The organism is Roseateles sp. AC306 (assembly GCF_979253795.1).
This window is the reverse complement of record NZ_CEEDEB010000011.1, coordinates 115,527-139,577: the sequence shown is the minus strand read 5'-3', so window position 1 is coordinate 139,577 and position 24,051 is coordinate 115,527. Positions and strand designations below refer to the sequence as shown.

Genomic DNA, 24,051 nt, shown 5'->3' with positions numbered 1-24,051 from the left:
CATGCAAGCGCTTCTGTCGGAGCACTGGCACGCACTTCGCCATCTGAGGCCCCGCCTGCGCGATGGCGTCGAGCCCCTGCACCGCCGCCTGCGCGGCCGCTCCTGGGTGCTGCTGTCCGACCCCGTCAGCCAGCGCTTTCACCGCATGACGCCCGAGGTCTGGCGCGTGCTGTCACTGTGCGACGGCCGCCGCACGCTCGATCAAGTGTGGGACGCCGCCTGCGCCGCCGCCAGCGAGAACAACGAAGACGGCGGCGCCAGCATCTCGCAGCATGAGCTGGTGCAACTGGTGTCGTCGCTGCATTCCAACGACCTGCTCCAGACCCAGGTCTCGCCCGATGCCGCCGAGGTCTTCGAGCGCTTCGAGCGCCAGCGCAAGGCCAAGTTCAAGCAGAACTGGCTCAACCCGATGAGCCTGCGCCTGCCGCTGCTCCACCCCGATGCCTGGTTCGACAGGCAGACCGCCCTGGCGCGCCTGCTGTTCAGCCTGCCGGTGGCGCTGCTGTGGCTGGCCCTGGTGCTGCCGGCCGCCGTGCTGGGCGCCCAGCACTGGCAGGCGCTGACCGAGAACCTGTCGGACCGGGTGCTGTCGGCCAGCAACCTGGCGTTGCTGTGGTTCGTCTATCCGGCCGTCAAGGCGGTGCATGAATGGGCGCATGGCCTGGCCGTGAAGGCGCGTGGCGGCATGGTGCGCGAGATCGGCCTGCTGTTCATCATCTTCACGCCCGTGCCCTATGTGGACGCGACCTCGTCCTACCGCTTCCCGTCCAAATGGGCGCGGGCGCAGGTGGCGGCGGCGGGCATTCTGGCCGAGCTGGCGCTGGGCGCCGTGGCCGTCTATGTGTGGCTGGCCGCCGAGCCGGGGCTGATGACGGCGATTGCGTACAACGTCATCCTGATTGCCGGCGTGTCCACCGTGCTCGTCAACGGCAACCCGCTGATGCGCTACGACGGCTACTTCATCGCCACCGACCTGATGGAGCTGCCCAACCTGGCGCAGCGCGCGCAGAACTACTGGGTCTATTTGAGCGACCGCTTCCTGTTCGGCGCCAAGGATGCCGAGCCGCCGCTGGCCTCGCAGGGTGAGCGCTGGATCCTGTTCCTTTACGGCGCCATCGCGCCGGTCTACCGCCTGCTCATCACCGTCGGCCTGATCTGGTTCGTCGCCAGCGAGTACCTGCTGATCGGCGCCATCATGGCCGTCATGGCGGGCTGGCAGGCGCTCGTCATGCCGGTGTGGAAGGCATGGAAGCATCTCGACGAAGGGGGCTCGCTGGCGCGCCGTCGCCAGAGCGCCAAGCGGCGAGCGCTGCTGCTGCTTGCTGGCGTGATGGTCTTTCTGGGCCTGGTGCCGCTGCCGTTCTACTCGGTGCACCAGGGCGTCATCTGGCTGCCCGATGAAGCCCTGGTGCGCGCCGAAGCGCCGGGGCAGATCAGCGCCGTGCAGGCCGCGGCTGGAAGCGCGGTGGCGCGCGGCGGGCCGCTGTTGAAGGTCGACAACCTGCCGTTGCAGGCCGAGCTGACGCAGGCCGCCGCCGCGCTCGCGCAGACCGAGGCCAGCCTGCGCCGCGCGGAGGTGGCGGAGCCGGCCCGGGCCATCCCGCTGCGCAGCGAGCTGGCTGCGCGGCAGTCGCGCTACGACCAGGCGCTGGCCCGCGTCGCCGCGCTGGACGTGGTGGCCGCCACGGCCGGCCGCTGGTTGCCTGACGCGCCCACCGAGCTGACCGGCCGCGCCGTCAAGCGCGGCGAGCTGCTGGGCTATCTCGTCGCCGGGCCGACGGACCGCGTGCGCGTGGCCGTCACGCAGGAGGATGCGGACATGGTCAAGCACCGAGTGCAGTCCGTGCAGGTGCGGCTGATGCAGACGCCGCAGGCCATGCTCGACGCCCGTGTGCGCCGTGAGGTGCCGGGCGGCGGTTTCGAGCTGGTGTCCGCCGCTTTGGGCTCATCGGGTGGCGGCGAGATCGGCGTCGACCCGGCCAAGGAGGGCGGCAAGCACAGCCTGCGCCGCGTGTTTGACATCGAGCTGCAACTTAACAGGCCCTCGCCCAGCGCGGTGTTCGGCGACAAGGTCTGGGTGCGCTTCGACCTGGGCGCCACGCCGTTGGCGGCGCAGTGGCTGCTGCGCCTGCGCCAGGCTTTCCTGGCCCGTCTGAATGTCTAGTGTCGCGATGCCCATGACGGCCGACCTCCGCTGGCTGCGCGCCCTCGCCGGCCCGGAGTTCCGCCGCGCCGACACGCTGCGCGACGAGCGCGGTGCCGAGGGCGACGCGAAGCTGGAGCGCTGGCTGCGCGACAGCACCGGCTGGCTGCCCGTGCAGAGCGAGTCGGCCCGCAGCATCGCCGCGCTGAATGCGGCCATCACAGCGCTGCCGCTGCGTGAGACGAGCGACGCAGACCTGGCGCAGCGACTGCATGGCGCGATGGCCGCCTTGCGCGCCGATGCGAACGACGCCGCCGCGCTGGCCCGCGCGCTCGGCGCTGTCGGAGAAGCTGCGCGCCGCAAGCTGGGCCTGTGGCCCCACCCCGTGCAGTTCGCCGGTGCGCGCCTGCTCATCACCGGCCGCCTGGCCGAGATGCGCACCGGCGAGGGCAAGACCTTGGTTGCCGCGCTGGCCGCCACGGTCATGGCCGCCAGCGGCGCGCGCGTACACGTCATCAGCACCAACGACTACCTGGCCGAGCGCGACTGCGCGGAGATGCGGCCGCTGTTCGACTATTTCGGCCTGAGCGGCAGCTTTGTCAAAGGCGGCATGGAGCCCGCCGAGCGCCGCGCCGCCTACCGCCATAGCGTCTGCTACGTCAGCGGCAAGGAGCTGGTGTTCGACTACCTGAAGGACCGCCTCGCTGGTCATGGCCTGCTGCCGGGCCGCGTGGCGGGCGTACGTGGCTTCGTGCGTGGCGATGCGCCCGAGCCGCTGATCCCGGCACTGCACTTCGCCATCGTCGACGAGGCCGACAGCGTGCTCATCGACGAGGCGCGCACGCCGATGATCCTGTCGCAGGAGGCTGAGGGCATCCACGAGCCAGCACTGCTGGCCTGGGCGATAGGCGCCGCGCGGGGCCTGCGTGAAGGCGAGCACTTCACGTTGAAGCAGGCCGGCCGCGAGGTGGAGCTGAAGCCCGGCACGCTGAGCGCCTGCCCGCCGCTGCCCGACGGCATCCGCCCCGTCTGGCGCGCGCGGCCCTGGCGCGAGCAGCTGCTGCGCCAGGCGCTGACGGCGCTGCACTTCTACGCGCGCGACCAGCACTACATCCTGGCCCCCGGCGACAAGCCCGAGGAGGGCCTGAAGGTGCAGATCGTCGACGAGAGCACCGGCCGCGTGATGGCCGACCGCAGCTGGGAGCAGGGCCTGCACCAGCTCATCGAGGCCAAGGAGGGCGTGAAGCTCACCGCCGGCCGCGACACGCTGGCGCGCATGACCTTCCAGCGCTTCTTCCGCCGCTACTACCTGCTGGCCGGCCTGACCGGCACCGCCGCCGAGGCCGCGACCGAGCTGTGGGCCACCTACCGGCTGCGTGTGCGCCGGCTGCCGACGAACAAGCCCATCGCGCGCCGCGTGCTGCCGTCGGCCTGCTTTGCTAACTCATCGACCAAGTGGCAGGCTGTGGCTGACGACGCCATCGCGGCCGCCACGCGCGGCCAGGCCGTGCTGGTGGGCACACGCAGCGTCGAGGCCAGCGAGGCCGTCGCGGCCGTGTTCGCCGAACGCGGCGTCGACGTCGTCGTGCTGAACGCGCGCCAGGACGCCGAGGAGGCCGCCGTCGTGGCCGCCGCGGGCATCTCCGGTCGCATCACGGTCGCCACCAACATGGCCGGCCGCGGCACCGACATCAAGCCCGACCCGGCGGCTCTCGCTGCCGGCGGCCTGCACGTCATCCTCACCGAATACCACGAGTCCCCGCGCGTCGATCGCCAGCTCTTCGGCCGTAGCGGCCGCCAGGGCCAGCCCGGCAGCGTGCGCGCGCTGGTGGCGGCGGACGACCCGCTCTTCAAGACGCTGCCCGCGCCGTTGCGCGCGGCCCTGGCCCGGGGTCAGGGCTTGCCGCTGGCGGTGCTTGTCGCCCAGGGCGACGCCGAGCGCCGCGCCTGGCAGATGAGAAAACAAACCTTGCGCCAGGATCGCGAACTTCATCGCATCATCGGCATTGCAGGCACCACGACATGAAACCCAACGCCCTTCTTGCCTTGCTGGCCGCTTCGCCGGCCTTTGCCGCCGACTACGACTGCATGATCGAACCCGCCCAGACGGTGGAGATCCGCAGCCCCGTCGTCGGCATCCTGGAACGCGTGCATGCGCGCCGTGGCGACGCCATCCGCCAGGGCCAGGTGCTGGTCAGCATCGAGAGCAGCGTGGAGGCCAGCGCGGCGGATTCGGCCAAGGCCCGCGCCGACGCCCAAGGCCAGGCCCAGCTGGCGAACGCCAGGGTCGGCGCGCTGCGCGAGAAGGCGCGGCGCTTGCAGGACCTGCTGGCGGAGGAATTTGTTTCCGCCCAGGCCGTTGAAGACGCGCAGGCCGAACTCAAGTTGGCCGAGGCCGAACTGAAGACGGCCACGGAGAACAACCAGATTGCCCGCCTCGACCACCGACAGGCTGTGGACCAACTGCGGCGCCGCCAGATCCTCGCGCCGTTCAGCGGCGTCGTGGTCGACCAGTACCTCTACCCCGGCGCACTGATGGACAGCAGCGACACCAAGAAGCCCGTGCTGAAGATCGCGCAGACGAACCCGCTCAAGGTGCAGGCCCTGCTCCCGGTCAAGGCTTTCACGCAGGTCAAGGTAGGCCAGATCGTCAGCGTCACGCCCGAGGCGCCGTTCGCCGACAAGCCCATCCAGGCCAAGGTCCGCACGGTGGACCGCGTGTTGGACGCCGCCGCCGGAACCTTCGGCATCGTGGCCGAGATCGCCAACGCAAAGGGCGAACTGCCGGCGGGGCTGCGCTGCCGCGTCAAGCTGTAGGGACGATGAAGCATCTTCTGGCCCCGCTGCGTTGGCTCATTCGAGTCGTTCTTGCGCTGCTCATCCTCTTCGAGGAATGGGGCTGGGAACCGCTACGGCGCGTGTTCGCGCTGCTGGCCAAGCTGCCGGTCATCCGGCAGTTCGAGGCCCTGCTCAAGCGCCTGCCGCCGCGCTGGGCCCTAGTCGTGCTGCTGCTGCCCAGCCTGCTGATCCTGCCCATCAAGCTGCTGGCCGTGTGGCTGGTGGCCGAAGGGCGCGTGACGCTGGGCATCGCGGTCATCGTCGCCGCCAAGCTGATCGGCACGGCCTTGCTGGCCTGGCTGTTCCAGCTCATCCAGCCGGCGTTGATGCAGCTGCCCTGGTTCTCCCGCGTACATCGGCGCTGGACGGCGTGGAAGGCCGAGCTGCTCGCCTGGGTGCGCGCCAGCGCCGTGTGGCGCTCGGCGCGGGCGATCAAGCTGCGTGTGAAGCGGTTGTTCAGGCGCGGACGAGAGACGCAGCCGCCTTCGGCCTGAATTGCAGACGCTGCTCCCGCTGCGCATCGATCTCGGCGCGGATCGCGGCTAGCTCGGCCTGGCGCTCGTCGCGGTAGAACAGGTTGTAGGCCTCGAAGGGCACCATGCGGCCGTCCGGCCGCGCGATGTGGATGCAGCTCTTCTTCAGCGCGCGGATGTCCAGCGACTGCGCGTCCATGAACTGCACGATGAGCACGCGAAAGACGTCGCGGTAGCTGAGCTGCGGTGCATCGATCTTGGGCAGGCAGCACAGCAGCTCCGACAGGCAGTTGGACTGGCTCTCCGGCGAGTGGTTGGTGGAGAACAGCTTGAACACCGACGCCTTCAGCGCCGGGTCGCCCTCGAAGACGATGGTGCTGCGGTCGCCGCTGAGCAAGGTGGCTGCGTCCAGATAGCGCGTCAGCGGCACCAATCCCGCGGGGCCACGCAGCGCGTAGGCCATCGCCAGCGTGTCGGGGTTGCAAGGCACCGGCAGCACATCGGCCAGCGTGAAGACGCCGCTCTGCTCGGCGATGCGGCGGCGCAGTTCGCTGACGGTCAGGCGATGCTTCGCGGCGTCGTAGGCCTCCACGCGGCCTGCGTTCTGGATGGGTTGGAGCGTCACGCCGCGCACGCAGGCAAAACTCTGGCCGTGGCGGATGACGTCGCCGATCTCGTCGTCGTTGATGCCGCGCTTCACCGTCATTACCAGCGTCGTCGAGATGCCGAGCGCGTCCAGCCTCGCCAGCGCCGCATCGTGCGGCCCGCGCAAGTCGGCGCCGCGCAGGTCCATCAGCGCCTCGCGCCGCAGCGAGTCGAATTGCAGGTAGACCTCCAGCCCCGGCGCATAACCCGCCAGTCGCTCGGCAAAGGCCGCATCCTGGGCGATGCGCAGCCCATTCGTGTTGACCATCAGATGCTTGATGGGCCGCGCCTTGGCCGCGTCGAGGATGTCGAAGAACTGCGGGTGCAGCGTCGGCTCGCCGCCGGAGATCTGCACCACGTCGGCCTCGCCCTCGCTGGCGACGACGGCGTCCAGCATCGCGATGACCTCGTCCATCGTGCGGTGCGACAGCCGTTCCGGCCCCGAGCCCGCGTAGCAGGTGGGGCAGCGCAGATTGCAGTGGTCGCTGATCTCGATGAGGGACAGGCAGCTGTGCTGCATGTGGTCGGGGCACAGGCCGCAGTCGTAGGGGCAGCCGTACTTCATCGGCGTGGCGAAGCGCTGCGGCATCTCGGGCGGCTTCACGAAGACCTCGCGGCATTGCCGGTAGTAGGCCGCGTCGTCGCTGACGAGCACGCGCTCGGTGCCGTGGGCTGGGCACCATTTGTCCATGTAGACCATGTCGTCCTTGATGACGATCTTGGCTTCGACCGGGCGCAGGCAGGTCGTGCAGACGGACTGCGTCGTGTCGTAGAACAGGTAGGGGCGGACCTTGCGCGTCATGACGTGGCCAGTTGAGGTGGGCGGCGCCAGGCGCGCAGCACGAGGGGTGTGTAGATAGCCAGTGCGACGAGGCAGGTCCACTGGATGCCTGACAGGCCCAAGGGATAGGCGACGGGCACGGGCTTGAGGAACTCGACGCCGAAGCGCCACAGCAGGTAGGTGCTGAGGTAGAGCTTGAAGACGAGGCCGGGCGTGGCGAAGCGGGCGCGGTGCAGTGCGAGGCCCAGCGGCAGCACGACGGCGATCTCGTAGAGCTGGGTCGGGTGTCGCGGGATGCCGTCTCCAAAGTCCACGCCCCACGGGGCAGTCGTCGGCAGGCCGTAGGTGTCGTCATGCAGGCCGGCGAAGAAACAGCCCATGCGGCCGATGGCCAGGCCCACCGCGATGGACAGCACCATCGCGTCGCCGGTGCTGCGGGTCTGGCCGGTGAGCTTCTTCGCGATCTCCACGCCGATGAGGCCTCCCAGCAGGCCGCCGACGATGCTTTGCCCTGGGAACATGAGCGCGCCGCCTTGCCACATGGCGAGCAAGACATCGGGTCGCTCGATGAGGAAGACGAGCTTGTTGCCCATGGCGGCGCCGATCAGCAAGCCGACGAGCACGCCGAAGTTGCCCGGTGCCAGCGCGCCGCCGCGCTGTTGGCGTTTCAAGGTCCGGCGCCACATCGCCGCGCCCAGCGCCATGCCGGCCCAGGCGAAGGCGGTGTGGACCCAGGCGGCGGTGGCGGCGTCGGCGATCACTTGTTCAGCCACTTCCAGATCCTGCGGCCACACCACCAAGCCACACCTGTGCCGATCAGCAGACTGGGCACCGAGATTTCCAGGGTGCTGCCGACTCCAAACCGGATGCCGCCGCTTGGCGCCCGCTTGGTGAAGAAACCGTCAAAGTTGCCCGTGATGAGCATGTTGAAAACGTCCGGCAAGGTCGTGATCGTGAACACCGCTCCGCACAGGCCGGCAAGGCCGAAACCCAGCGTGGCGAGAGTCAGCACGCAAATCAGCAGGGCCCGCCCAATGCCGGAGATGGTCATGAAGCGATGGCGCCGGCGATTAGGCGTCGTCGCGCCAGCGCTTCGCCAGCCTGTAGCCGCACCACCAGGCCAGCCCGCCGCCGATCAGCAGGCTGGGCACGGAGATGACGAGGATGGCAACGGAATAGGGGTCATGCCTCTCCGAGAAAGTCACGCCGCCCAGGCCAATGGCGGTGAACACCGCGCCGCACAGTCCGGCCAGGCCGAAACCCAGCACGGCTGCCATCAGCAGGCCGACGACAAGGAGGCGGCCGGCTTTGGAGCCGGAGTTGCCGCTCATGAGGCGTCCTCGTTGGGCGGCGACGGGTTCAGCGCGCGCCGGATCTTCTGCACGCAGACCCAGACCATGAAGAAGCCACCGATGAAACATGGCAGCGACAGGATCAGCATCGCCGCCGCACTGAGATCCGTCAGCAAGGTCACTGTGAAGATGCCGCCGCACAGCCCGATGGCGCCGAAGCCCAACACGCCGACTGCCAGCACGATGACCAGCAACCCACGGCCCAGCGATGACGCGGCGGCGCTCATGCTGTCTGCGGTGCCAGCAGCCTGGCCACGCGCTCGCGCAGCACCTCGGGTGTGATCTTGGCCTGCTTCAGCGGCTCATCCACCGTCAGGCTGATCCGGCTCCAGAACCCCCGCCGCATCGGCTTGCTCATGGCCTTGCCGCCCTCGACCCGCGAGAAATAGCTGCCCCACAGGTTGCCCAGCGCCATCGGGATCACGGGCACGTCGGGCAGGCCGTCGATGAGCTTCATGACGCCGCCCTTGAAGGGCTGCAACGTGCCGTCGCGCGTGATGCCGCCCTCAGGGAAGATGCAGACCATCTCGCCGTCGGCCAGCACGGCGCGGGCGGCGGCGAAGGCGGCGTCGTAGGTCGCCGGGTCGGTCTTGGCCGGCGCGATGGGGATGGCCTTGGCGAGCTTGAACATCCAGCCCAGCACCGGGGTCTTGAAGATCTGCGCGTCCATCAGGAAGCGGATGGGGCGCGGGCTGGCGGCCATCAGCAGCACGGCGTCGACGAAGGACACGTGGTTGCAGACCAGCACGGCCGGGCCGGTCGTGGGGATGCGCTCGTCGTGGACGACGCGGAAGCGGTAGACGATGCGCGTCAGCACGAAGGCGGCGAAGCGCAGCAGGTACTCCGGCACGATGAGGAAGATGTAGAACGCGACGACCGCGTTGGCGATGCCGACGGCCAGGAAGACCTGCGGGATGGTCAGGCCCGCGCTCAGCATGGCGCCGGCGATGACGCTGCTGGCGATCATGAAGACGGCGTTCAGGATGTTGTTGGCGGCAATGATTCGCGCGCGGTGGCTGGGCTGGGCACGCAACTGGATCAGCGCGTACATGGGCACGCTGTACAGGCCGGCGAACAGGGCCAGCAGCGTCAGGTCCACCAGCACGCGCCAGTGGGCCGTCACCGCGAGGAAGCCGCTGACCGTGTAGGGCTCGCTCGCCGGCAAGCCGCTGGCGGCGAAGTAGAGGTCGATGGCGAACACGCTCATGCCGATGGCGCCCAGCGGCACGAGGCCGATCTCGACGTGGCGCTTGGACAGCATCTCGCACATCAGCGAGCCGATGCCGATACCGATGGAGAACACCGCCAGCAGCAGCGACGCGACCTGCGGGCTGCCGTGCAGCACCTCCTTGGCGAAGGCCGGGAAGTTGCTGAGGAACACGGCACCGAAGAACCACATCCACGAGATGCCCAAGAGGGAGCGGAACACGGCCAGGCCCTCGTGCGCGAGCTTGAGGTTGCGCCAGGTCTCGGTGAAGGGGTTCCAGTTGATGACGAGGTTAGCGTCGGTCGACGGGCTGGGGGGAATTGCCTGTGCGGTGACGCGGCCGAGCACGGCCAGCGCCAGGCAGGCCCAGGCCACGTGCTGCGGGCCGACGACGGGCGTGTCGACCAGGATGCCGCCCGCCAGCTGACCCAGCAGGATGGCGACGAAGGTGCCCATCTCCACCATGCCGTTGCCGCCGGTCAGCTCGCGCTCGCTCAGCTGCTGCGGCATGTAGGCGTACTTGACCGGGCCGAACAGCGTCGAGTGCAGGCCCATCAGGAACACGCAGCCCAGCAGCGCCGGCACGTTGGCCGCGTAGAAGCCCCAGGCGGCAATCGCCATGATGGCGATCTCCAGGCTCTTCACGAGCTGCATCAGCCGCGCCTTGTCGTGCTTGTCGGCGAGCTGGCCGCTGGTGGCCGAGAACAGCACATACGGCAGGATGAACAGCGCGCCGATGACCAGGCCCGCATGGCTGGGCGGCAGCCAGTCCAGCTGCAGCTGGTAGGTGATCATCAGCGTGAACGCGAACTTGAAGACGTTGTCGTTCGCGGCGCCGAGGAACTGCGTCCAGAAGAACGGCGCGAAGCGGCGTTGGCCCAGGAGCGCAAACTGGTTCGGATGTTCTGTGCTCATTTCTGGACTTGTTGGGGTGCGTCGGACAGGTTGGCTCGCGGCAGCCATGCAAACATCGAGTCCACGGTGACCGTGTCGATGTGGCTGCTGAAGCGGCGCGCGCTCGGATGATCGTCGAAGGCGATGTTGGCCTGGGTCAGGCGGCCGCCCAGGCGGGTCATGGTGGACAGATGCAGGTCGGTGGGTTCGTAGCCCTGGCTCTTCAGCCAGTCCTGCGCGGCGCGGCGGCTGGCGATGCCGGGCGCGGCGGCGCTGGCCAGCGTCTCCAGCACCCATTGGTTGCTCTGCTGGTAGGTCGTGCCGAAGGCATAGGCCACCATGCTGTAGCGCCGCTCGTTGAGGCGGGCGACTCGGGCGTTGTCGGCCAGCACGGGAAGCAGCGCCTGCTGCAGCTCGGGCTTGAGCACGACGAAGGCGGCGTCGTAGCGGTAGGGGTTGTCGAGGAAGAACTCGCCCAGGCCCTGGCGGTAGAGGGCGGCGTGGTCGGTGCCGCAGTGGTTGAGTTTGTGCACGACGCGCCAGACGGCGGGCTCCTGCGTCGTGTCCTTGTACACAAAGCCCAGGTGCGACCACTTCAGGCCGTACTTGGACAGGTCCTGCCCCGCGCGGGCCAGCACGGCGACCTGGGCGCCCGACGCGTCCAGCTGTTTGGCCGTGGCCTGGGCGAGGTTGAGCCCCTGCTCGATCTGGCGGGTCGTCGGCGGCTTTTCCTCGCAGGAGCGGCCGGCGTGGGCGGAGGCGACTGCCGCGAGCAGCAGCAGCGCCGCGAAGAATCTCACCGGCTCACCTGTTCGTTGTGAAGCAGCGCCTTGCCGATCTCGTTGGGGATGAAGGCGATGACCTCGCCGGCGGCGGACAGCACGACGCCGGTGCCGATGACGGACACCGCCACCGCCGTGCCGGCCGACACGACGACGCCCTTGGCCAGCTTGCCGGCGGTGCGCAGGCTGATGCGGGCGCCGTCCGACGCGCGCTCCAGCACCCAGACGGTGACGCCGCCGACGACCTCGACGCTGACGACCACCAGCGTCACGCCGGCCGACAGCAGCGACGCGGGCACGACGCTGAGCGCGGCGCCGGTCGCGCTGACCGCGGCGACGGACAAGGCGATCGGCGCGACCGAGATGGCGCTCAGCTCCGACTGGGCGTGGGCGTGAGTGTGAGCAGACAGCGCGAGGGACAGGGTGAGGGCGGCAAGCAGCGGTTTCATCATGGGCTTTCGGTTCACAGCGTTTCGGTATCGCCGGCCAGCGCTTCGCGGCGGCCCTGCAGACGGGCTTCGAGCAGGTCGGCCTCGTGCGCATCGCGCAACATCTTGGCCAACGTGAAGACGTTTGAAATGAGGTACAGCCAGCAGACGCCCAAATAGGCCTTCCACACCGGCTGAATCTCCATGCGCCACAGGCCCCAGCCCGTCAGGCCCATGGCCAGCGCAAAGCCAGCCCAGACAACGACGCGCCACATCGGCGTGTCGACCTGCCGGCCCTGGTTGTCGCGGATGAACTTGGCCAGCGCGAAGGCCGTGGACAGGCAGAACACATAGCCCATCACCATGAAGGCGCGGTCCAGGTCTTGCCCGGGCAGCCAGGCCAGGCCCGAGGCGCACAGCAGCACGCTGATGGCAAAGGAGACCCAGACCTGCAAGCGCCAGGCGCCGGTGTCACGGCGGATGGTCATGGGGGAAGGCATCGGAAAACTCCCTGTTGTTTTGGAATGGGCGCGATCTTCTCGCAGCGGCTGCAAGCCCAGTAGGGGAATTGTTCGCAGTGGCGTGGCAGGCGGCGCGTGGCAGCGTTTGCCGCTACCGAATCGGGGTTCCGCACGACCGGGCACTGCGATCGGTGCCGTCATGCGCTACCGTTCGCGCCCATGTCGAGCACGCAATCCCTCGTGGGCCTGATCAAGGCCGAGTTGAAGAGCCAGGGCCTGAGCTATGCCGAGCTGGCCCAGGCGCTGGCGCTGTCGGAGTCCAGTGTGAAGCGCATGCTGGCGCCGGGCGGCGAGATGCCGCTGTCGCGGGTGGATGAGATCTGCCGCGTGCTGAAGCTGGACTTCGCCGAGCTGGCCGGGCGGCTGGCGCAGCAAGCCCCGGCGCAGCGCGAGCTGAGCCTGGAGCAGGAGCAGGCCGTCGTCGCTTCGCCCGTTTTGCTGCTCGTGGCCATCTGCTGCCTGAGCCTGTGGGCGCTGGAGGACGTGCTGGCCCGCTATCGGCTCAGCGAGGCGGATGCCGTCGCGGCGCTGGTCAAGCTGGACCGCCTGGGCGTCATCGAGCTGCGCGCCAACAACCGCTACAAGCTCAAGGTGGCCAAGACGCTGCGCTGGCGGCCGCAGGGGCCGGTGATGACCTTCTTCCGCGAGCGCGTGATGGCTGACTTCTTTGCCGGCGGCTTCGATGGCGAGGGCGAGCTGCTGACGCTGGTGCACGGCGAGTTCGGCGCCGGCCATGCCCGCGAGCTGGCCGAGCGCCTGCAGCGCACGGCGGATGATTTCGCCCGCCAGCATCTGCTGGACCAGAAGCTGCCGTCGGCCGACAAGCGGCCGTACAGCGTCATCATCGGGCTGCGGTCCTGGGTGTTCGAGGCGTTCCGGGATCTTGAAAGACCCGGCCTGGGCCTTACCAAAACTCCCAGCGGCCGGTCCAGATAACCCAGATGCCCAGCAGGCCGTTCGTCACCGCATGGGCGATGACGGCTGTCCACAGCTTGCCGCTCTTGCGATAGAGCAGTGCGTAGGCCAGGCCAGCGACGATGGCGGCCAGCCACAGGGTGTGGGCCAGCGTGAAGACGAAGGTGGACAGCAGCAGGGCCTTGATGCCGACGGTCTGCGGGTCGACGCGCTCGAAGCCGGGGTGCTGGACCCAGCGCATCAGGAAAGACCGCCAGAACAGCTCCTCCATGACCGGCACGATCAGCGCAGCGCCGGCCAGGCGCAGCACGATCAGCGTCCAGATCGGCTGGCCGGCACCATCCAGCGGCACGAATGCGGCGGTGGCGGTGCCGAGCTGCATCCACGGCGCATCCAGCTGCACCCAGACGGCAAACACGACGATGCCGACGACGATGGCCCAGCCGGCTTCGCGCGCGTCCGGCAGGTTCTGCCGCGCCAGCTCGCCGTAGCCGCGCCAGTACCAGGCCAGCAGTCCGGCGACGATGAAGGTCTGGACGCCGTAGATCCAGCGCGCATCCAGGCCCAGGCTGTCCGGCAGATAGCCGCGCAGCGCCAGCAGCGCCATGAAAACGATGAAGGGGATGCAGCGGGCGAGGGCAGCGGGGCTGAGCGCGGGAGAGTCGGCGGGCATGTCGGCCGCAGCTTAAGCGGGCGCGATGACAGATCGAGGGAAGACCGCCCCCCAAGCCTCAGGGGGCGGCGGCTTGCGGCAAGCCGTCGCGGCAAAGCAGAACGGGCGCCCGCAGGCGCCCGCTCCAGGGTGCGAAGGCGGTCAGCCGAGTTCGGCCAGACGTGCCTCGATGCGCGCCTTCGTCGCCGGCAGCTCGGCCGGCAGGCCTTGGGCCAGTTGCGCGAACAGCTCGTCGTGCAGCTTCATCTCGGCCTGCCATTCGGCAGCGTCGATGCGGGTGACGGTGTCGAACTTCTCCTGCGAGAAATCGAGGCCGTCCCAGTTCAGGTCGCCGTAGCCCGGCGTCACGCCGAAGACGTGCTCCTGGCCGCCGCCGGTGCCGTCCAGCCGGTCCAGCATCCACTTCAGCACGCGCATGTTCTCGCCATAGCCGGGCCAGACGAACTTGCCGTCCGCGCCCTTGCGGAACCAGTTGACGCAGTAGATGGCCGGCAGCGTGGCGCCTGATGCTTCAAGCTTGGCGCCCAGGTCCAGCCAGTGCTGGAAGTAGTCGGCCATGTTGTAGCCCATGAAGGGCAGCATCGCGAACGGGTCGCGGCGCACGATGCCCTGCTGGCCGGCAGCTGCCGCCGTCGTCTCGCTGCCCATGGTGGCAGCCATATAGACACCCTCGGTCCAGCTGCGCGCCTCGGTCACCAGCGGCACGGTGGTGGAGCGGCGGCCGCCGAAGATGAAGGCGTCGATGGCGACCCCGGCGGGGTTGTCCCAGTTCTCGTCCAGCGCCGGGTTGTTGGTCGCAGCGACGGTGAAGCGCGCGTTCGGGTGGGCCGCCTTGGCGCCGGTGGCCTTCGCGATGGCCGGGGTCCAGTCCTTGCCCTGCCAGTCGATGCAGTGGGCGGGCGGCTCGTCGGTCATGCCTTCCCACCACACGTCGCCGTCGTCCGTCAGCGCCACGTTCGTGAAGATCACGTCGCGCCGCAGGCTGTCCATGCAGTTGGGGTTGGTGTGCGAGTTGGTGCCCGGCGCCACGCCGAAGTAGCCCGCCTCGGGGTTGATGGCGTAGAGCCGGCCGTCGGCGCCGGGCTTGATCCAGGCGATGTCGTCGCCGATGGTGGTGATCTTCCAGCCGTCGAAGGCGGCGGGCGGGATCAGCATCGCGAAGTTGGTCTTGCCGCAGGCGCTGGGGAAGGCCGCAGCGATGTGGCGCTTCTGGCCCGACGGGCTTTCCACGCCCAGCACCAGCATGTGCTCGGCCAGCCAGCCCTGGTCACGCCCCATCGTCGAGGCGATGCGCAGCGCGAAGCACTTCTTGCCCAGCAGCGCGTTGCCGCCGTAGCCCGAGCCGTAGCTCCAGATCTCGCGCGTCTCGGGGTAGTGGACGATGTACTTGGTGGTGTTGCAGGGCCAGCTCACGTCGGCCTGGCCTTCCGCCAGCGGCGCGCCTACCGTGTGCACGCAGGGCACGAAGTCGCCGTCGGTGCCCAGCAGGTCGATGACGGCGCGGCCCATGCGCGTCATCGTGCGCATGTTGACGGCCACATAGGGGCTGTCGCTCAGCTCCACGCCGATGTGTGCGATGGGGCTGCCCAGCGGGCCCATGCTGAACGGCACGACGTAGAGCGTGCGGCCGCGCATGCAGCCCTTGAACAGCGCGCGGTCGCCGGTCTGCAGCAGCTCGCGCATGGCGGCTGGCGCCATCCAGTTGTTGGTCGGGCCGGCGTCTGCCTTGTGCTCGGAGCAGATGAAGGTGCGGTCCTCCACGCGGGCGACATCGGTAGGGTTGGAGCTGGCCAGGTAGCTGCCGGGGCGCAGCTCGGGGTTGAGCTTCTTGAAGGTGCCGGCGGCGACAAGCTGCTCGCACAGCCGCTGGTACTCGCCCTCGCTGCCGTCGCACCAATGGATGTCGGCGGCCTCGGTCAGCGCCGCAATCTCGGCGACCCAGGCGATCAGCCGGGCGTTCTTGACGTAGGAAGGCAGATTCAGGCGCAGGCCCTGCATCGCGGGTTGGTTCATGGGAAAGCTCCAATCATGGGGATGTGTTTGGGGCAACCCCGGAGCTGGCCCAAGCACACCGGGCCTGGGGCCGGCGGCGTGGAATCCAATGTAATCAGGCCGTAACTTTGAGGCTGGATCGCCTCATGCAAAACGCGCATGGGCGCATGCTGGCGTGGCCTTAACGCTCACTCGGGTGGCGAAGGCGGCCTAGGGTTTGCGCGAAGTCGCCGTGAAAACTGACGTAACTTTCCCGTGTCGGGCGCACCGCGTCCGACCGGCCTCAGGCCAGATGCACCGTCGCCCGCCCCGTCCGCTTGGCGGTGTACATGGCCTGATCAGCGCGGGAGATCAAGGCCTCGGCAGTGGCTTCGCCGGGGTTGAACTCGACCACGCCGATGCTTGCGCCGACCGTCAGGGCATGCCCATGCGTCGTGACCGGCTGCATCAGGGCGGCGAGAATCTTCTGCGCCACGGGCTGGGCGCCGTCATCGCCGATGACGGGCAGCAGCACGATGAACTCGTCGCCACCCACCCGCGACACGGTGTCGCTGGCGCGGATGGCGGCAAGCATGCGCTGGGCCGAGGCCAGCAGCACGGCGTCGCCCGCCGCGTGGCCGTATTCGTCGTTGATCTGCTTGAAGCGGTCCAGGTCGATGAACAGCAGCGCACCTCGGCTGCCGCTGCGCGAGGCGCTGTTCAGGGCCATTTCCAGGCGGTCCAGCATCAGGGCGCGGGTCGGCAGGCCGGTGAGATGATCGTGCATGGCGCGCTTGACGAGCTCGTGCTCGACGCGTTTGCGGTGCGAGGCGTACTGCAGCGCGCGGCGCAGCTGGGTCGCGTCGAAGAAGCCCTTGACGAGGTAGTCCTGTGCACCATTGACGACGGCCGACAGGCCCACGTCCTCGTCGTCGTTGCCTGAGAGCACGATGATGGGCGCGTCGCCTGCCAGGTCGCGCAGCAGCGCCAGGGTTGCCAGCCCGTGGCTGTCGGGCAGGGCCAGGTCCAGCAGCAGCGCCGTGCAGCCCGGTTGGCTCGACAGCCGCGCCGCCGCGCCGCGCACCGATTGCTCCCAGAGCAGCTCCGGCAGCGTGCCGGGCGGCGCGTCGTCGAACATGGCCTGCACCAGGCGGATATCGCCCGGGTTGTCTTCAACCAGCAGGATGTACGGATCTCTGTTCATGGGGGCGCCGTCCCCAGCGTGAAGAAGAAGCAGGTGCGTTCGCCCGGCCGGCTTTCTGCCCAGACGCGGCCTTCGTGGCGCTGCAGGATGCGCCGCACCGTGGCCAAGCCCACGCCCGTGCCCTCGAAGCCCGCGCTGGAGGCAAGCCGGTGGAAGGGCTGGAAGAGCATGTCACTGTCCTTCATGTCAAAGCCGACGCCGTTGTCCTGCACCACGTAGACGGCCTCGTTGCCGGGGTGGGGCTCCACGGCGAATCGTATCCATGGGCGGGCGGTCTGGCCGGTGTACTTCCAGGCATTGCCCAGCAGGTTGACGAGCACGTCGCGCACCAGCGCCGGGTCGCCCGTCGCCTGCACACCGGCCTCGATGTGCAGTGTCACCGAGCGGCCCGGGTCGGCCGCCTGCAGCTGGGCCAGTACCTCTTGCGCCATGGCGGACAGGTCCAGCGGCTGCCGCCGGAACTTGCTGCGCTCGACCTGGGACAGGGCCAGCATCGCGTTGACGAGGTCACCCATGCCCAGGGCGCTCTTCTGCACCATCTCCAGCTGGTGGCGGGCCTTCTCGGAAGTGCCGATGCCGCCGGTCTGCTCCAGCAGCGTGGCGAAGCCGACGATGGCATTGAGCGGCGTGCGCAGGTCGTGGGCGATGGAGCGGTTGAACAGGGCCAGTTCGGCGTTGGCGGCTTCGAGCTGGGCGGTGCGTTGCGCCACGCGGTCTTCCAACTCGCCGTTGCGCAAGGCGCTCTCCGCCTTGTGGCGCTCCACCGCGTGACGCATGCTGCGCGCCAGGGCCACGCCGTCGGCGTGCTGCTTGGCGAGGTAGTCGTGCGCGCCGGCACGCACGGCGTCCAGCGCGAGCTCATCGTCGTCGCGGCCGCTGAGGATGACGACCGGCGTGTCGGGCGCCTGCGCACGCACGGCCAGGAAAGTCTCCAGCCCCTGGCTGTCGGGCAGGGACAGGTCGAGCAGGATGATGTCGGGCCGCTGGCGCTCCAGCCAGCTCAGGCCACCGGCCAGCGAAGAGGCTTCGTGCAACTGGCAGCTGCTGCCGAAACGCTCGCTCAGGTGCTCGCGAACCAGGCGTGCATCGCCCGGGTTGTCTTCAATGAGCAGCACCGACGACAGCGCGTGGCTCATGTCGGTCTCATGCCACCCGCGTCGGCAGCAGCACCGCGCTGAGCCAGTAGGTCTGGATGCGGTCCACCAGGTCGAGGTAGTCGTCATAGTCGGCCGGCTTGACCATATAGGCGTTGCCGTGGGCGCGGTAGGCGTCCAGCACGTCCTGGCGGGCGGACGAGGACGTCAGCACGATGACCGGAATGCTGCCGAGCTGCGGATCCTGCTTGATCTCAGACAGCACCTCCTTGCCGCTGATGCCGGGCAGGTTCAGGTCCAGCAGCACCAGGTCGGGCGCCGTCGCCGCTGCATGCGCGCCGCGGCGATGCAGGTAGTCGAGGGCGGCATCGCCGTCCGCGACCCAGTGCAGCGCCGTGGCGGAATTGCGCTCCAGCATGGCTTCGCGCACCAGGCGCATGTCTGCGGGGTTGTCTTCGACGAGCAGGATGTTCATCGTGAACTTGTCAGCTACGGTGAAGTTAGGCCACTTCGGGATCGGCAGCGGCGATGGTAAAGAAGAAGATCGAACCCTGACCCGGAACTGACTCGTCACCGATGCGGCCGCCGTGACGTTCAACCACTTTCTTGCAGATTGCGAGGCCGATGCCCGTGCCGGGGAAATCGGCCCGGTGCAGGCGCTTGAAGATGGTGAAGATCTGGTCGTGGAAGCGCGGGTCTATGCCGATGCCGTTGTCTGCCACGCTGATGCGCCAAAGCCCTTCGCTCTCACGTCGTGCCGAAACGTGGACGATGACCTCGGCGCCCGGCTGGCGGAACTTGATGGCGTTACCGATCAGGTTCTGCAGCAGGTGGCACAACTGGGCCCGGTCACCCATGACCCAGGGCAGGCTGTCTTCGATGAGCTTGACGGACGCGTCCTGCAGCGCCGCCGCGAGCTGGCGGCGCACGTCCTCCATCACGTCATGCAGAGCCACGCGCTGGGGCGGCCCGCCGCTGCCGTCCACGCGCGCCAGGCTGAGCAGGTCCGACACCAGGGCCTGGGAGCGCTTGGCGCCGTCGGCAATCAGCTCGACGAACTCCTGGCCCTCCTTGTCGAGCTGCGCACCATGCCGGCGCAGCAGCAGCTGGCTGTAGCTCGCCACCGTGCGCAGCGGCTCCTTGAGGTCGTGGGAGGCGACGTAGGCGTACTGGGCCAGCTCCTCGTTGGAGCGCTCCAGAGCGCCGGTCTTGGCTGCCAACTCGGCATCCGCGGCCTTGCGCGAGCTGATGTCCTCGACGACGGCGACGAAACCCGACGTCTGTCCGCCGTCGACGATGGCGGCCCAGACGGCGCGCGCCCAGACGATGGCGCCGTCGCCATGCAGGTAGCGGAACTCGGCCTGGAATTCGCTGCCGTCTTCAATCGCATGCCGCCACTGCGCATCCACGCGGGTCAGGTCGTCGGGGTGGATGGGCTGCGCCCAGCCTTCGCCCTGGGCCTGTTCCAGCGTGAGCCCGGCGATGCGCAGATAGGTCGGGTTGCCGTAGAGCAGCTGGCCGTGCAGGTCCGTGAAGATGATGCCCAGTGGCGAGGCGCGCAGCACCGCCTGCAGCTGCCCCTCGGCCTCGCGCGCCAGGCGCTCGCTGTTGCGCAGGGCCTGGGCGGCGCGCTCGCGGTCGGTGATGTCGCGGATGATGCCGCTGTAGAAGCGCCCGGCCGCGCTTTCCCAGCTTGACAGCGACAGCTCGACGGGGAAGACGCTGCCGTCCGCGCGCAGGCCTTCGAGCTGCACGGTGCGGCCCACCACGCGCGGCGACTCGCCGGCCTTCATGCGCGCCATGCCTTCGCGGTGGGCCTCGCGATAGCTGTGCGGCATCAACCGCGCCAGCGGCTGGCCGCGCATCTCCTCTTCGGTGTAGCCGAAGATCGCCTGCGCGGCGCGGTTCCAGGAGCACACCAGGCCGTCGGCATCGGCAATGACGAAGGCCTCGCTGGCGGACTCCGCCAGCGAACGGAACTGCGCCTGCGAGTCACGCACGGCGATGTTCATGTCTTCGGCAAACATCAGCGCCCGCTCACGCGTCATCGTCAGCGCCCGCACCAGGGCAAATAGCAGCAGGCTCAGGCCGACGCCGGCGATCAGCACGATCTGGGCCTTCTGCAGGTCGATGGCGGCGTCGAAGCCGGCCAGGCTGGTGACCTTCAAGGTCCATTCCCCGCCGGGGAGATCGATGCGGTGCGTGGCGATGAGGGGCGTGCGCGTCGCAGCCGCCGTGCCGCCGCTGTCGTACAGCAGATGGCCTGCATCGGGCGCGGCCTGGCCGCTGTAAAGGCGCACGGCCACGCCTTCCTGCTCGGCCACCTGACCCAGCGCGTTGCGCATCACATTGCCCATGCGCAAGGGGATGTAGGCAAAGCCCATCAGCGCGCTGCGGCGCTGCGCCAGCGTGTCGAGCCGCGCACCGTTGCGAAAGACCGGGTGATAGAACAGGATGCCCGCCTGCACCTCGTGGGCGTCTTCCTGCAGCAGGATGACTTTGCGAGACACGGCAGGCTGGCCGGTGTCGCGGGCCTGCTCCATGGCGGCGCGCCGGATGGGCTCGGTCAGCATGTCGTAGCCGAGAGCGCGCCGGTTGCGCGCGTCTTCAGGCTCGATGTAGACGATGGCCGAGTAGCCGCTGTCATCCCCGGGCGGATGCCGGTCGAGCGCGGGCAGGCCATCGGTCCGCATGGCCAGCAGATGCGCATCCCGTTCCTGGCGGTTGAGCATGCGGGTGAAGCCCAGGGCCTGGATGCCGGGGAAGTTGGTCGCCAGGTCCTGGCGCTCGGTGTAGGCGTGCCACTCCTCGCGGGTCACGTTGTCCGAGGCGGCGAACAGCCCGGCGGCGCCGCGCAGGATCTGCTCGTTGGCGCGCATGCGGTCGACGACGCGGTCATGGATCTGGTTGGCGACGTAGTGGAACCTTTCATGCGCCCGGCGTTCGGTGTCGGACGCCACCAGATGCCAGCCCAGCACCGTGATGCCCAGGCTGGCGAGCAGCACCGTCCACGGCATGGCGAGGTCACGCCGCACGGCGCTCTGGCGGCCCAGCTGCTGGCGCTCGCTGCGGTCCGCTGCCAGTACGAGGCCGGTGATCGCCGTGAGGCTGACGAAGGTCTGCAGCACGATGAGGGCGTCGTTGAGGTTGCCGCGTGTGAACGGCCCGAGGCCGCGCGTCGTGCCCCACACCGCCATGCTCGCGGTCAGCAGCGAGGCGGCGGCCACGCCCAGCGGGCCGTGCCGGTAGGCCGCCCAGGCGATGCAGGGCATGAAGAACCAGGCGAAGCGGCGGTCCGCCAGCGCCTGGCCGGCGGGGAAGGCGAAGACCAGCGCACCGAGCACCACGAGTGCCCCTACCAGCGCCAGGCCGAGCGCCAGCTGCCGCCACGGCCAGCCGCCGCCTTCGCGCCGCGACAGCGCGATCAGCAGGGGGGTGATGACGAGGATGCCGGTCGCATCGCCTATCCACCACGTCAGGCTGACGGTGGCTGCCGCCGCTGCGGGAATGATGCCGCCGACGAGCAGCGTGGCCGTGCCGACGGCCGCGCTGGCGACGCTGGCCAGCGCCGCGATGGCGATGAACTTGGCGACGTCGCCCAGGCGCTCGAAAGGGTTGGGCTTGTCCACCCAGCGCTGCAGCAGCCAGGCGCCAAGCCAGGCTTCCAGGCAGTTGCCCACCATGATGGCGGCCGACGCGCCGAGCACGGTGACCAGGCTTGCCGAATTGGCCGCAAACACGGCTGCGTTCGCAGCGAAGGCCCCCAGCGCCACGCCGGCCAGCATGCCCCGGCCGCGCAGGAACAGCGCCGCCACCGCCAGGCCGGACGGCGGCCACACGGGCGAGGCGTTGCTGCCCTCGAAGGCCAGCAGCAGGCCCAGCCGGGCGGCGGCGTAGTAGAGCGCCGCCAGGCAGAGCACCGCCGCCCAGTGTTCGCTGCGGGGCTGCTCGCTCATGCCAGCTCCTCGGCTGGCGCTTCTTCCAGCGTGAACCAGAAGGTCGAGCCCCGGCCCAGCGCCGAGTCGACGCCGATGCGCCCGCCGTGCCGCTCCACCACCTTCTTGCAGATGGCCAGGCCGATGCCCGTGCCGGCATGCTCGTCGCGCAGATGCAGGCGCTGGAACATGCCGAAGATGCGCTGGTGGAACTTGGGCTCGATGCCCAGGCCGTTGTCCTGCACGGTGATGCGCCAGTGCCCGTCGCTCTCGCGGGTCGCGCCCACATGGATCCGCAAGGGCGCCTCGCTGCGGAACTTCAAGGCGTTGGCCAGCAGGTTCTGCAGCAGCTGGCCGAGCTGGCGGCGGTCCGCGCGGACGGTGGGCAGCTCCTCGTCCCAGGTCAGCGTCGGGTTGCCTTCCAGCAGGGCCACGCGCAGCGAGCGCATCACCTCCTTCAGCACGCTGGCCACCGACACCGGCTCCAGCGGCTTGCCGTGGCTGTTGACGCGGGCGACGCTGAGCAGGTCGGCGATCAGCGCCTGGGCACGCCGGCCGCCGTCCTCGATGAAGGCCATGAACTCCTGGGCCTCGGCGGGCAGGGCCTCATGGTGGCGGCGCAGGATGAGCTGGCTGTAGCTGGCGATCATGCGCAGCGGCTCCTGCAGGTCGTGCGAGGCGACATAGGCGAGCTGCTCCAGCTCGGCGTTGGAGCGCTGCAGTTCCTCGCGCCTGTCGTGCAGTTCCGCGTCGAGCTGCCGCCGGCTGGTGATGTCTTCGACCGTGCCAATGAAGCCGCTGACCTGGCCGCCCTCGCGCAGCGACACCGCATGCCCGCGCACCCAGACCTCGCCGCCGTCCGGCCGCAGGTAGCGGTGCTCGGTGACGACCACGCGTTCGCCGGCCATCGCCTCGGCGAAGGAGGCCTGCATCTGCGCGCGGTGGGCGGGGTGGACGACACGCATCCAGCCCTCGCCCAGGCTGGTCTCCAGCGTCATGCCGGCAATGCCCAGCCAGGCCGGATTGACGTAGAGGCAGCGGCCCGCCCTGTCGGCGTGGAACATGCCCAGCGGCGACGATTCCATCAGCGTGCGCAGCTGGCGCTCGCTCTTGCGCAGCGCCGTGAGGTCGTTGCCCAGCACGTAGACGCCCAGCGTGAGGCCGGCCTCATCGACATGGGGCAGGTAGTTCAGCCGCATGGACCAAGGGCGGCCGTTGCGCATGACGTCGGCGTCGAACTCGACGGCCTCGCCGCCCAGCGCCCGTTGCAGATGGACATCGAAGGGGCTGAAGTCGCCGTTCTTGTAGAAGGCCCGCAGCGGCTGGTTGATCAACTGCTCGCGCGGCAGGCCGTGCCAGGTTTCGTAGGCCTTGTTGACCATGCCGTAGCGGCCGTCGGCGTCGATGTAGCCGATCAGCGCGGGCACGTTGTCGGTGACCAGGCGCAGATGCTCCTCGGAGGCCCGCAGCGCCTGCGTCTGCGCGCCCAGCGACCGCGCCATCGAGTCGACTGCGCGCGCCGTGTCGCCGAGCTCGTCCTGCGCCTGCACGTTGCAGCGCGCATCGAGGTTGCCGGCGCGGATGCTGGTCACGGCGTCGTCGATGCGGCCGAGTGGCTTCAGCACGCGGCGCCACACCATGACGCCCACGCCGCCGATCAGCAGCAGGAAGACCGCCGGCGTGGCCAGCACCATGGCGTTGAACCAGCGCTGGTTGGCCGCCTGCTCGGTGGCGACCTCGTAGCCCCAGCGGTGGCTGCTCTCGATGACGCCCTGGGTTTCGCTCAGCAGCCGCTCGATCAGCAGGTCGCGCCGGCGCGTGGACAGGGCGCTGGGCGCCGCACCGGCCTGCTCCACCAGTTTCTCGAACAGCGGCGGCAGCGCGTCGATGTTGCTGCGCAGCTCCAGCAGCGTCGCGGGCGGCTCGGGACTGCCCTGCATGGCCAGGTCGACGGTGGCGGCCAGCTGCCCATGGCGCAGCCGCCACTGCGTGGCCGCGCGCTCGCCGCTGTAGGTGGCGAATTCGTTGGTCAGCGTGAGCAGGCTGCCGATGTCACGCGCGATGTCCTGGGAGGCCGTCTGCTGCCTGAGCCCGTCGGCGCCGGCCCGTATCACCTGCACCAGCCCGACGACCGACATCGCGGTCACGGCGAGCGCCACCAGGGCGGCGGCGATGAGGCGCTGACGGATCTTCAT

Annotated in this window: 21 protein-coding genes; 5 read left to right on the top strand and 16 right to left on the bottom strand. The window is 69.2% G+C overall.

Annotated features, from left to right (window positions below):
* Position 1: 1 nt before the first annotated feature.
* From AC0IZJ_RS20240 to AC0IZJ_RS20225, 4 genes are read left to right on the top strand one after another with little or no spacing between them, the layout of a single operon-like run.
* A complete protein-coding gene (locus AC0IZJ_RS20240; RefSeq protein WP_471853155.1) occupies positions 2–2,164 on the top strand; it encodes an efflux RND transporter periplasmic adaptor subunit in 2,163 nt (720 codons plus the stop codon).
* A gap of 13 nt (positions 2,165–2,177) precedes the next feature.
* Positions 2,178–4,169, top strand: coding sequence for a preprotein translocase subunit SecA (locus AC0IZJ_RS20235; protein WP_471853153.1), 1,992 nt, complete (start codon positions 2,178–2,180; stop codon positions 4,167–4,169).
* Positions 4,166–4,960, top strand: a complete 795-nt coding sequence (locus tag AC0IZJ_RS20230; protein WP_471853152.1) for an efflux RND transporter periplasmic adaptor subunit — start codon at positions 4,166–4,168, stop codon at positions 4,958–4,960. Before AC0IZJ_RS20235 ends, AC0IZJ_RS20230 begins: the two co-directional genes overlap by 4 nt.
* A gap of 5 nt (positions 4,961–4,965) precedes the next feature.
* Positions 4,966–5,475 carry a hypothetical protein gene (locus AC0IZJ_RS20225; RefSeq protein WP_471853150.1) on the top strand — a complete coding sequence of 170 codons (510 nt, stop codon included), beginning with the start codon at positions 4,966–4,968 and terminating at the stop codon, positions 5,473–5,475.
* Here AC0IZJ_RS20225 and AC0IZJ_RS20220 read toward each other — a convergent pair.
* Genes AC0IZJ_RS20220 through AC0IZJ_RS20180 form a run of 9 tightly spaced genes read right to left on the bottom strand, consistent with a single transcriptional unit; the run spans position 5,438 to position 12,043 of the window.
* Complete coding sequence (locus tag AC0IZJ_RS20220) at positions 5,438–6,901, bottom strand: radical SAM protein (protein ID WP_471853149.1); 1,464 nt, start codon at positions 6,899–6,901, stop codon at positions 5,438–5,440. The genes AC0IZJ_RS20225 and AC0IZJ_RS20220 overlap by 38 nt on opposite strands.
* Positions 6,898–7,653 (bottom strand): prolipoprotein diacylglyceryl transferase, encoded by a 756-nt coding sequence (locus tag AC0IZJ_RS20215; RefSeq protein ID WP_471853147.1) that lies wholly within the window; start codon positions 7,651–7,653, stop codon positions 6,898–6,900. Before AC0IZJ_RS20215 ends, AC0IZJ_RS20220 begins: the two co-directional genes overlap by 4 nt.
* Positions 7,638–7,931 carry a hypothetical protein gene (locus AC0IZJ_RS20210; RefSeq protein WP_471853145.1) on the bottom strand — a complete coding sequence of 98 codons (294 nt, stop codon included), beginning with the start codon at positions 7,929–7,931 and terminating at the stop codon, positions 7,638–7,640. Before AC0IZJ_RS20210 ends, AC0IZJ_RS20215 begins: the two co-directional genes overlap by 16 nt.
* A gap of 19 nt (positions 7,932–7,950) precedes the next feature.
* Entirely contained in the window at positions 7,951–8,211 is a 261-nt protein-coding gene (locus AC0IZJ_RS20205) for a hypothetical protein (RefSeq protein ID WP_471853143.1), read from the bottom strand.
* Positions 8,208–8,459, bottom strand: a complete 252-nt coding sequence (locus AC0IZJ_RS20200) for a hypothetical protein (RefSeq protein ID WP_471853142.1) — start codon at positions 8,457–8,459, stop codon at positions 8,208–8,210. The genes AC0IZJ_RS20205 and AC0IZJ_RS20200 overlap by 4 nt, the downstream gene beginning before the upstream one ends.
* The gene (locus tag AC0IZJ_RS20195) at positions 8,456–10,354 is read right to left on the bottom strand and encodes an MFS transporter (RefSeq protein WP_471853141.1); all 1,899 of its coding nucleotides are present in this window, start codon (positions 10,352–10,354) and stop codon (positions 8,456–8,458) included. The genes AC0IZJ_RS20200 and AC0IZJ_RS20195 overlap by 4 nt, the downstream gene beginning before the upstream one ends.
* Positions 10,351–11,133 carry a DUF2145 domain-containing protein gene (locus tag AC0IZJ_RS20190; RefSeq protein ID WP_471853140.1) on the bottom strand — a complete coding sequence of 261 codons (783 nt, stop codon included), beginning with the start codon at positions 11,131–11,133 and terminating at the stop codon, positions 10,351–10,353. The genes AC0IZJ_RS20195 and AC0IZJ_RS20190 overlap by 4 nt, the downstream gene beginning before the upstream one ends.
* Positions 11,130–11,564, bottom strand: coding sequence for a hypothetical protein (locus tag AC0IZJ_RS20185; RefSeq protein WP_471853139.1), 435 nt, complete (start codon positions 11,562–11,564; stop codon positions 11,130–11,132). Before AC0IZJ_RS20185 ends, AC0IZJ_RS20190 begins: the two co-directional genes overlap by 4 nt.
* Before the next feature lie 14 nt (positions 11,565–11,578).
* On the bottom strand, positions 11,579–12,043 hold the full coding sequence (locus AC0IZJ_RS20180) for a YiaA/YiaB family inner membrane protein (protein WP_471853138.1): 465 nt from the start codon (positions 12,041–12,043) through the stop codon (positions 11,579–11,581).
* A gap of 180 nt (positions 12,044–12,223) precedes the next feature.
* Between AC0IZJ_RS20180 and AC0IZJ_RS20175 the strand changes: the two genes are divergently transcribed.
* Positions 12,224–13,000: a helix-turn-helix domain-containing protein gene (locus tag AC0IZJ_RS20175; protein ID WP_471853137.1), complete on the top strand. Its 777-nt coding sequence runs from the start codon at positions 12,224–12,226 to the stop codon at positions 12,998–13,000.
* Here AC0IZJ_RS20175 and AC0IZJ_RS20170 read toward each other — a convergent pair.
* The 7 genes from AC0IZJ_RS20170 to AC0IZJ_RS20140 all read right to left on the bottom strand — a co-directional run bounded on the left by AC0IZJ_RS20170 (position 12,969) and on the right by AC0IZJ_RS20140 (position 24,051).
* Entirely contained in the window at positions 12,969–13,652 is a 684-nt protein-coding gene (locus AC0IZJ_RS20170; RefSeq protein ID WP_471853136.1) for a CAAX prenyl protease-related protein, read from the bottom strand. The two genes, AC0IZJ_RS20175 and AC0IZJ_RS20170, sit on opposite strands and share 32 nt — an antisense overlap.
* 141 nt (positions 13,653–13,793) lie before the next feature.
* Positions 13,794–15,665, bottom strand: coding sequence for a phosphoenolpyruvate carboxykinase (GTP) (locus AC0IZJ_RS20165; protein ID WP_471853135.1), 1,872 nt, complete (start codon positions 15,663–15,665; stop codon positions 13,794–13,796).
* A gap of 262 nt (positions 15,666–15,927) precedes the next feature.
* Positions 15,928–16,827, bottom strand: a complete 900-nt coding sequence (locus AC0IZJ_RS20160) for a diguanylate cyclase domain-containing protein (protein WP_471853134.1) — start codon at positions 16,825–16,827, stop codon at positions 15,928–15,930.
* A complete protein-coding gene (locus AC0IZJ_RS20155) occupies positions 16,824–17,963 on the bottom strand; it encodes an ATP-binding protein (protein WP_471853133.1) in 1,140 nt (379 codons plus the stop codon). Before AC0IZJ_RS20155 ends, AC0IZJ_RS20160 begins: the two co-directional genes overlap by 4 nt.
* Before the next feature lie 7 nt (positions 17,964–17,970).
* Positions 17,971–18,396, bottom strand: coding sequence for a response regulator (locus AC0IZJ_RS20150; protein ID WP_471853132.1), 426 nt, complete (start codon positions 18,394–18,396; stop codon positions 17,971–17,973).
* Positions 18,397–18,421: 25 nt separating this feature from the next.
* The gene (locus tag AC0IZJ_RS20145; RefSeq protein WP_471853131.1) at positions 18,422–21,877 is read right to left on the bottom strand and encodes a CHASE domain-containing protein; all 3,456 of its coding nucleotides are present in this window, start codon (positions 21,875–21,877) and stop codon (positions 18,422–18,424) included.
* Positions 21,874–24,051: a PAS domain S-box protein gene (locus AC0IZJ_RS20140; RefSeq protein WP_471853129.1), complete on the bottom strand. Its 2,178-nt coding sequence runs from the start codon at positions 24,049–24,051 to the stop codon at positions 21,874–21,876. Before AC0IZJ_RS20140 ends, AC0IZJ_RS20145 begins: the two co-directional genes overlap by 4 nt.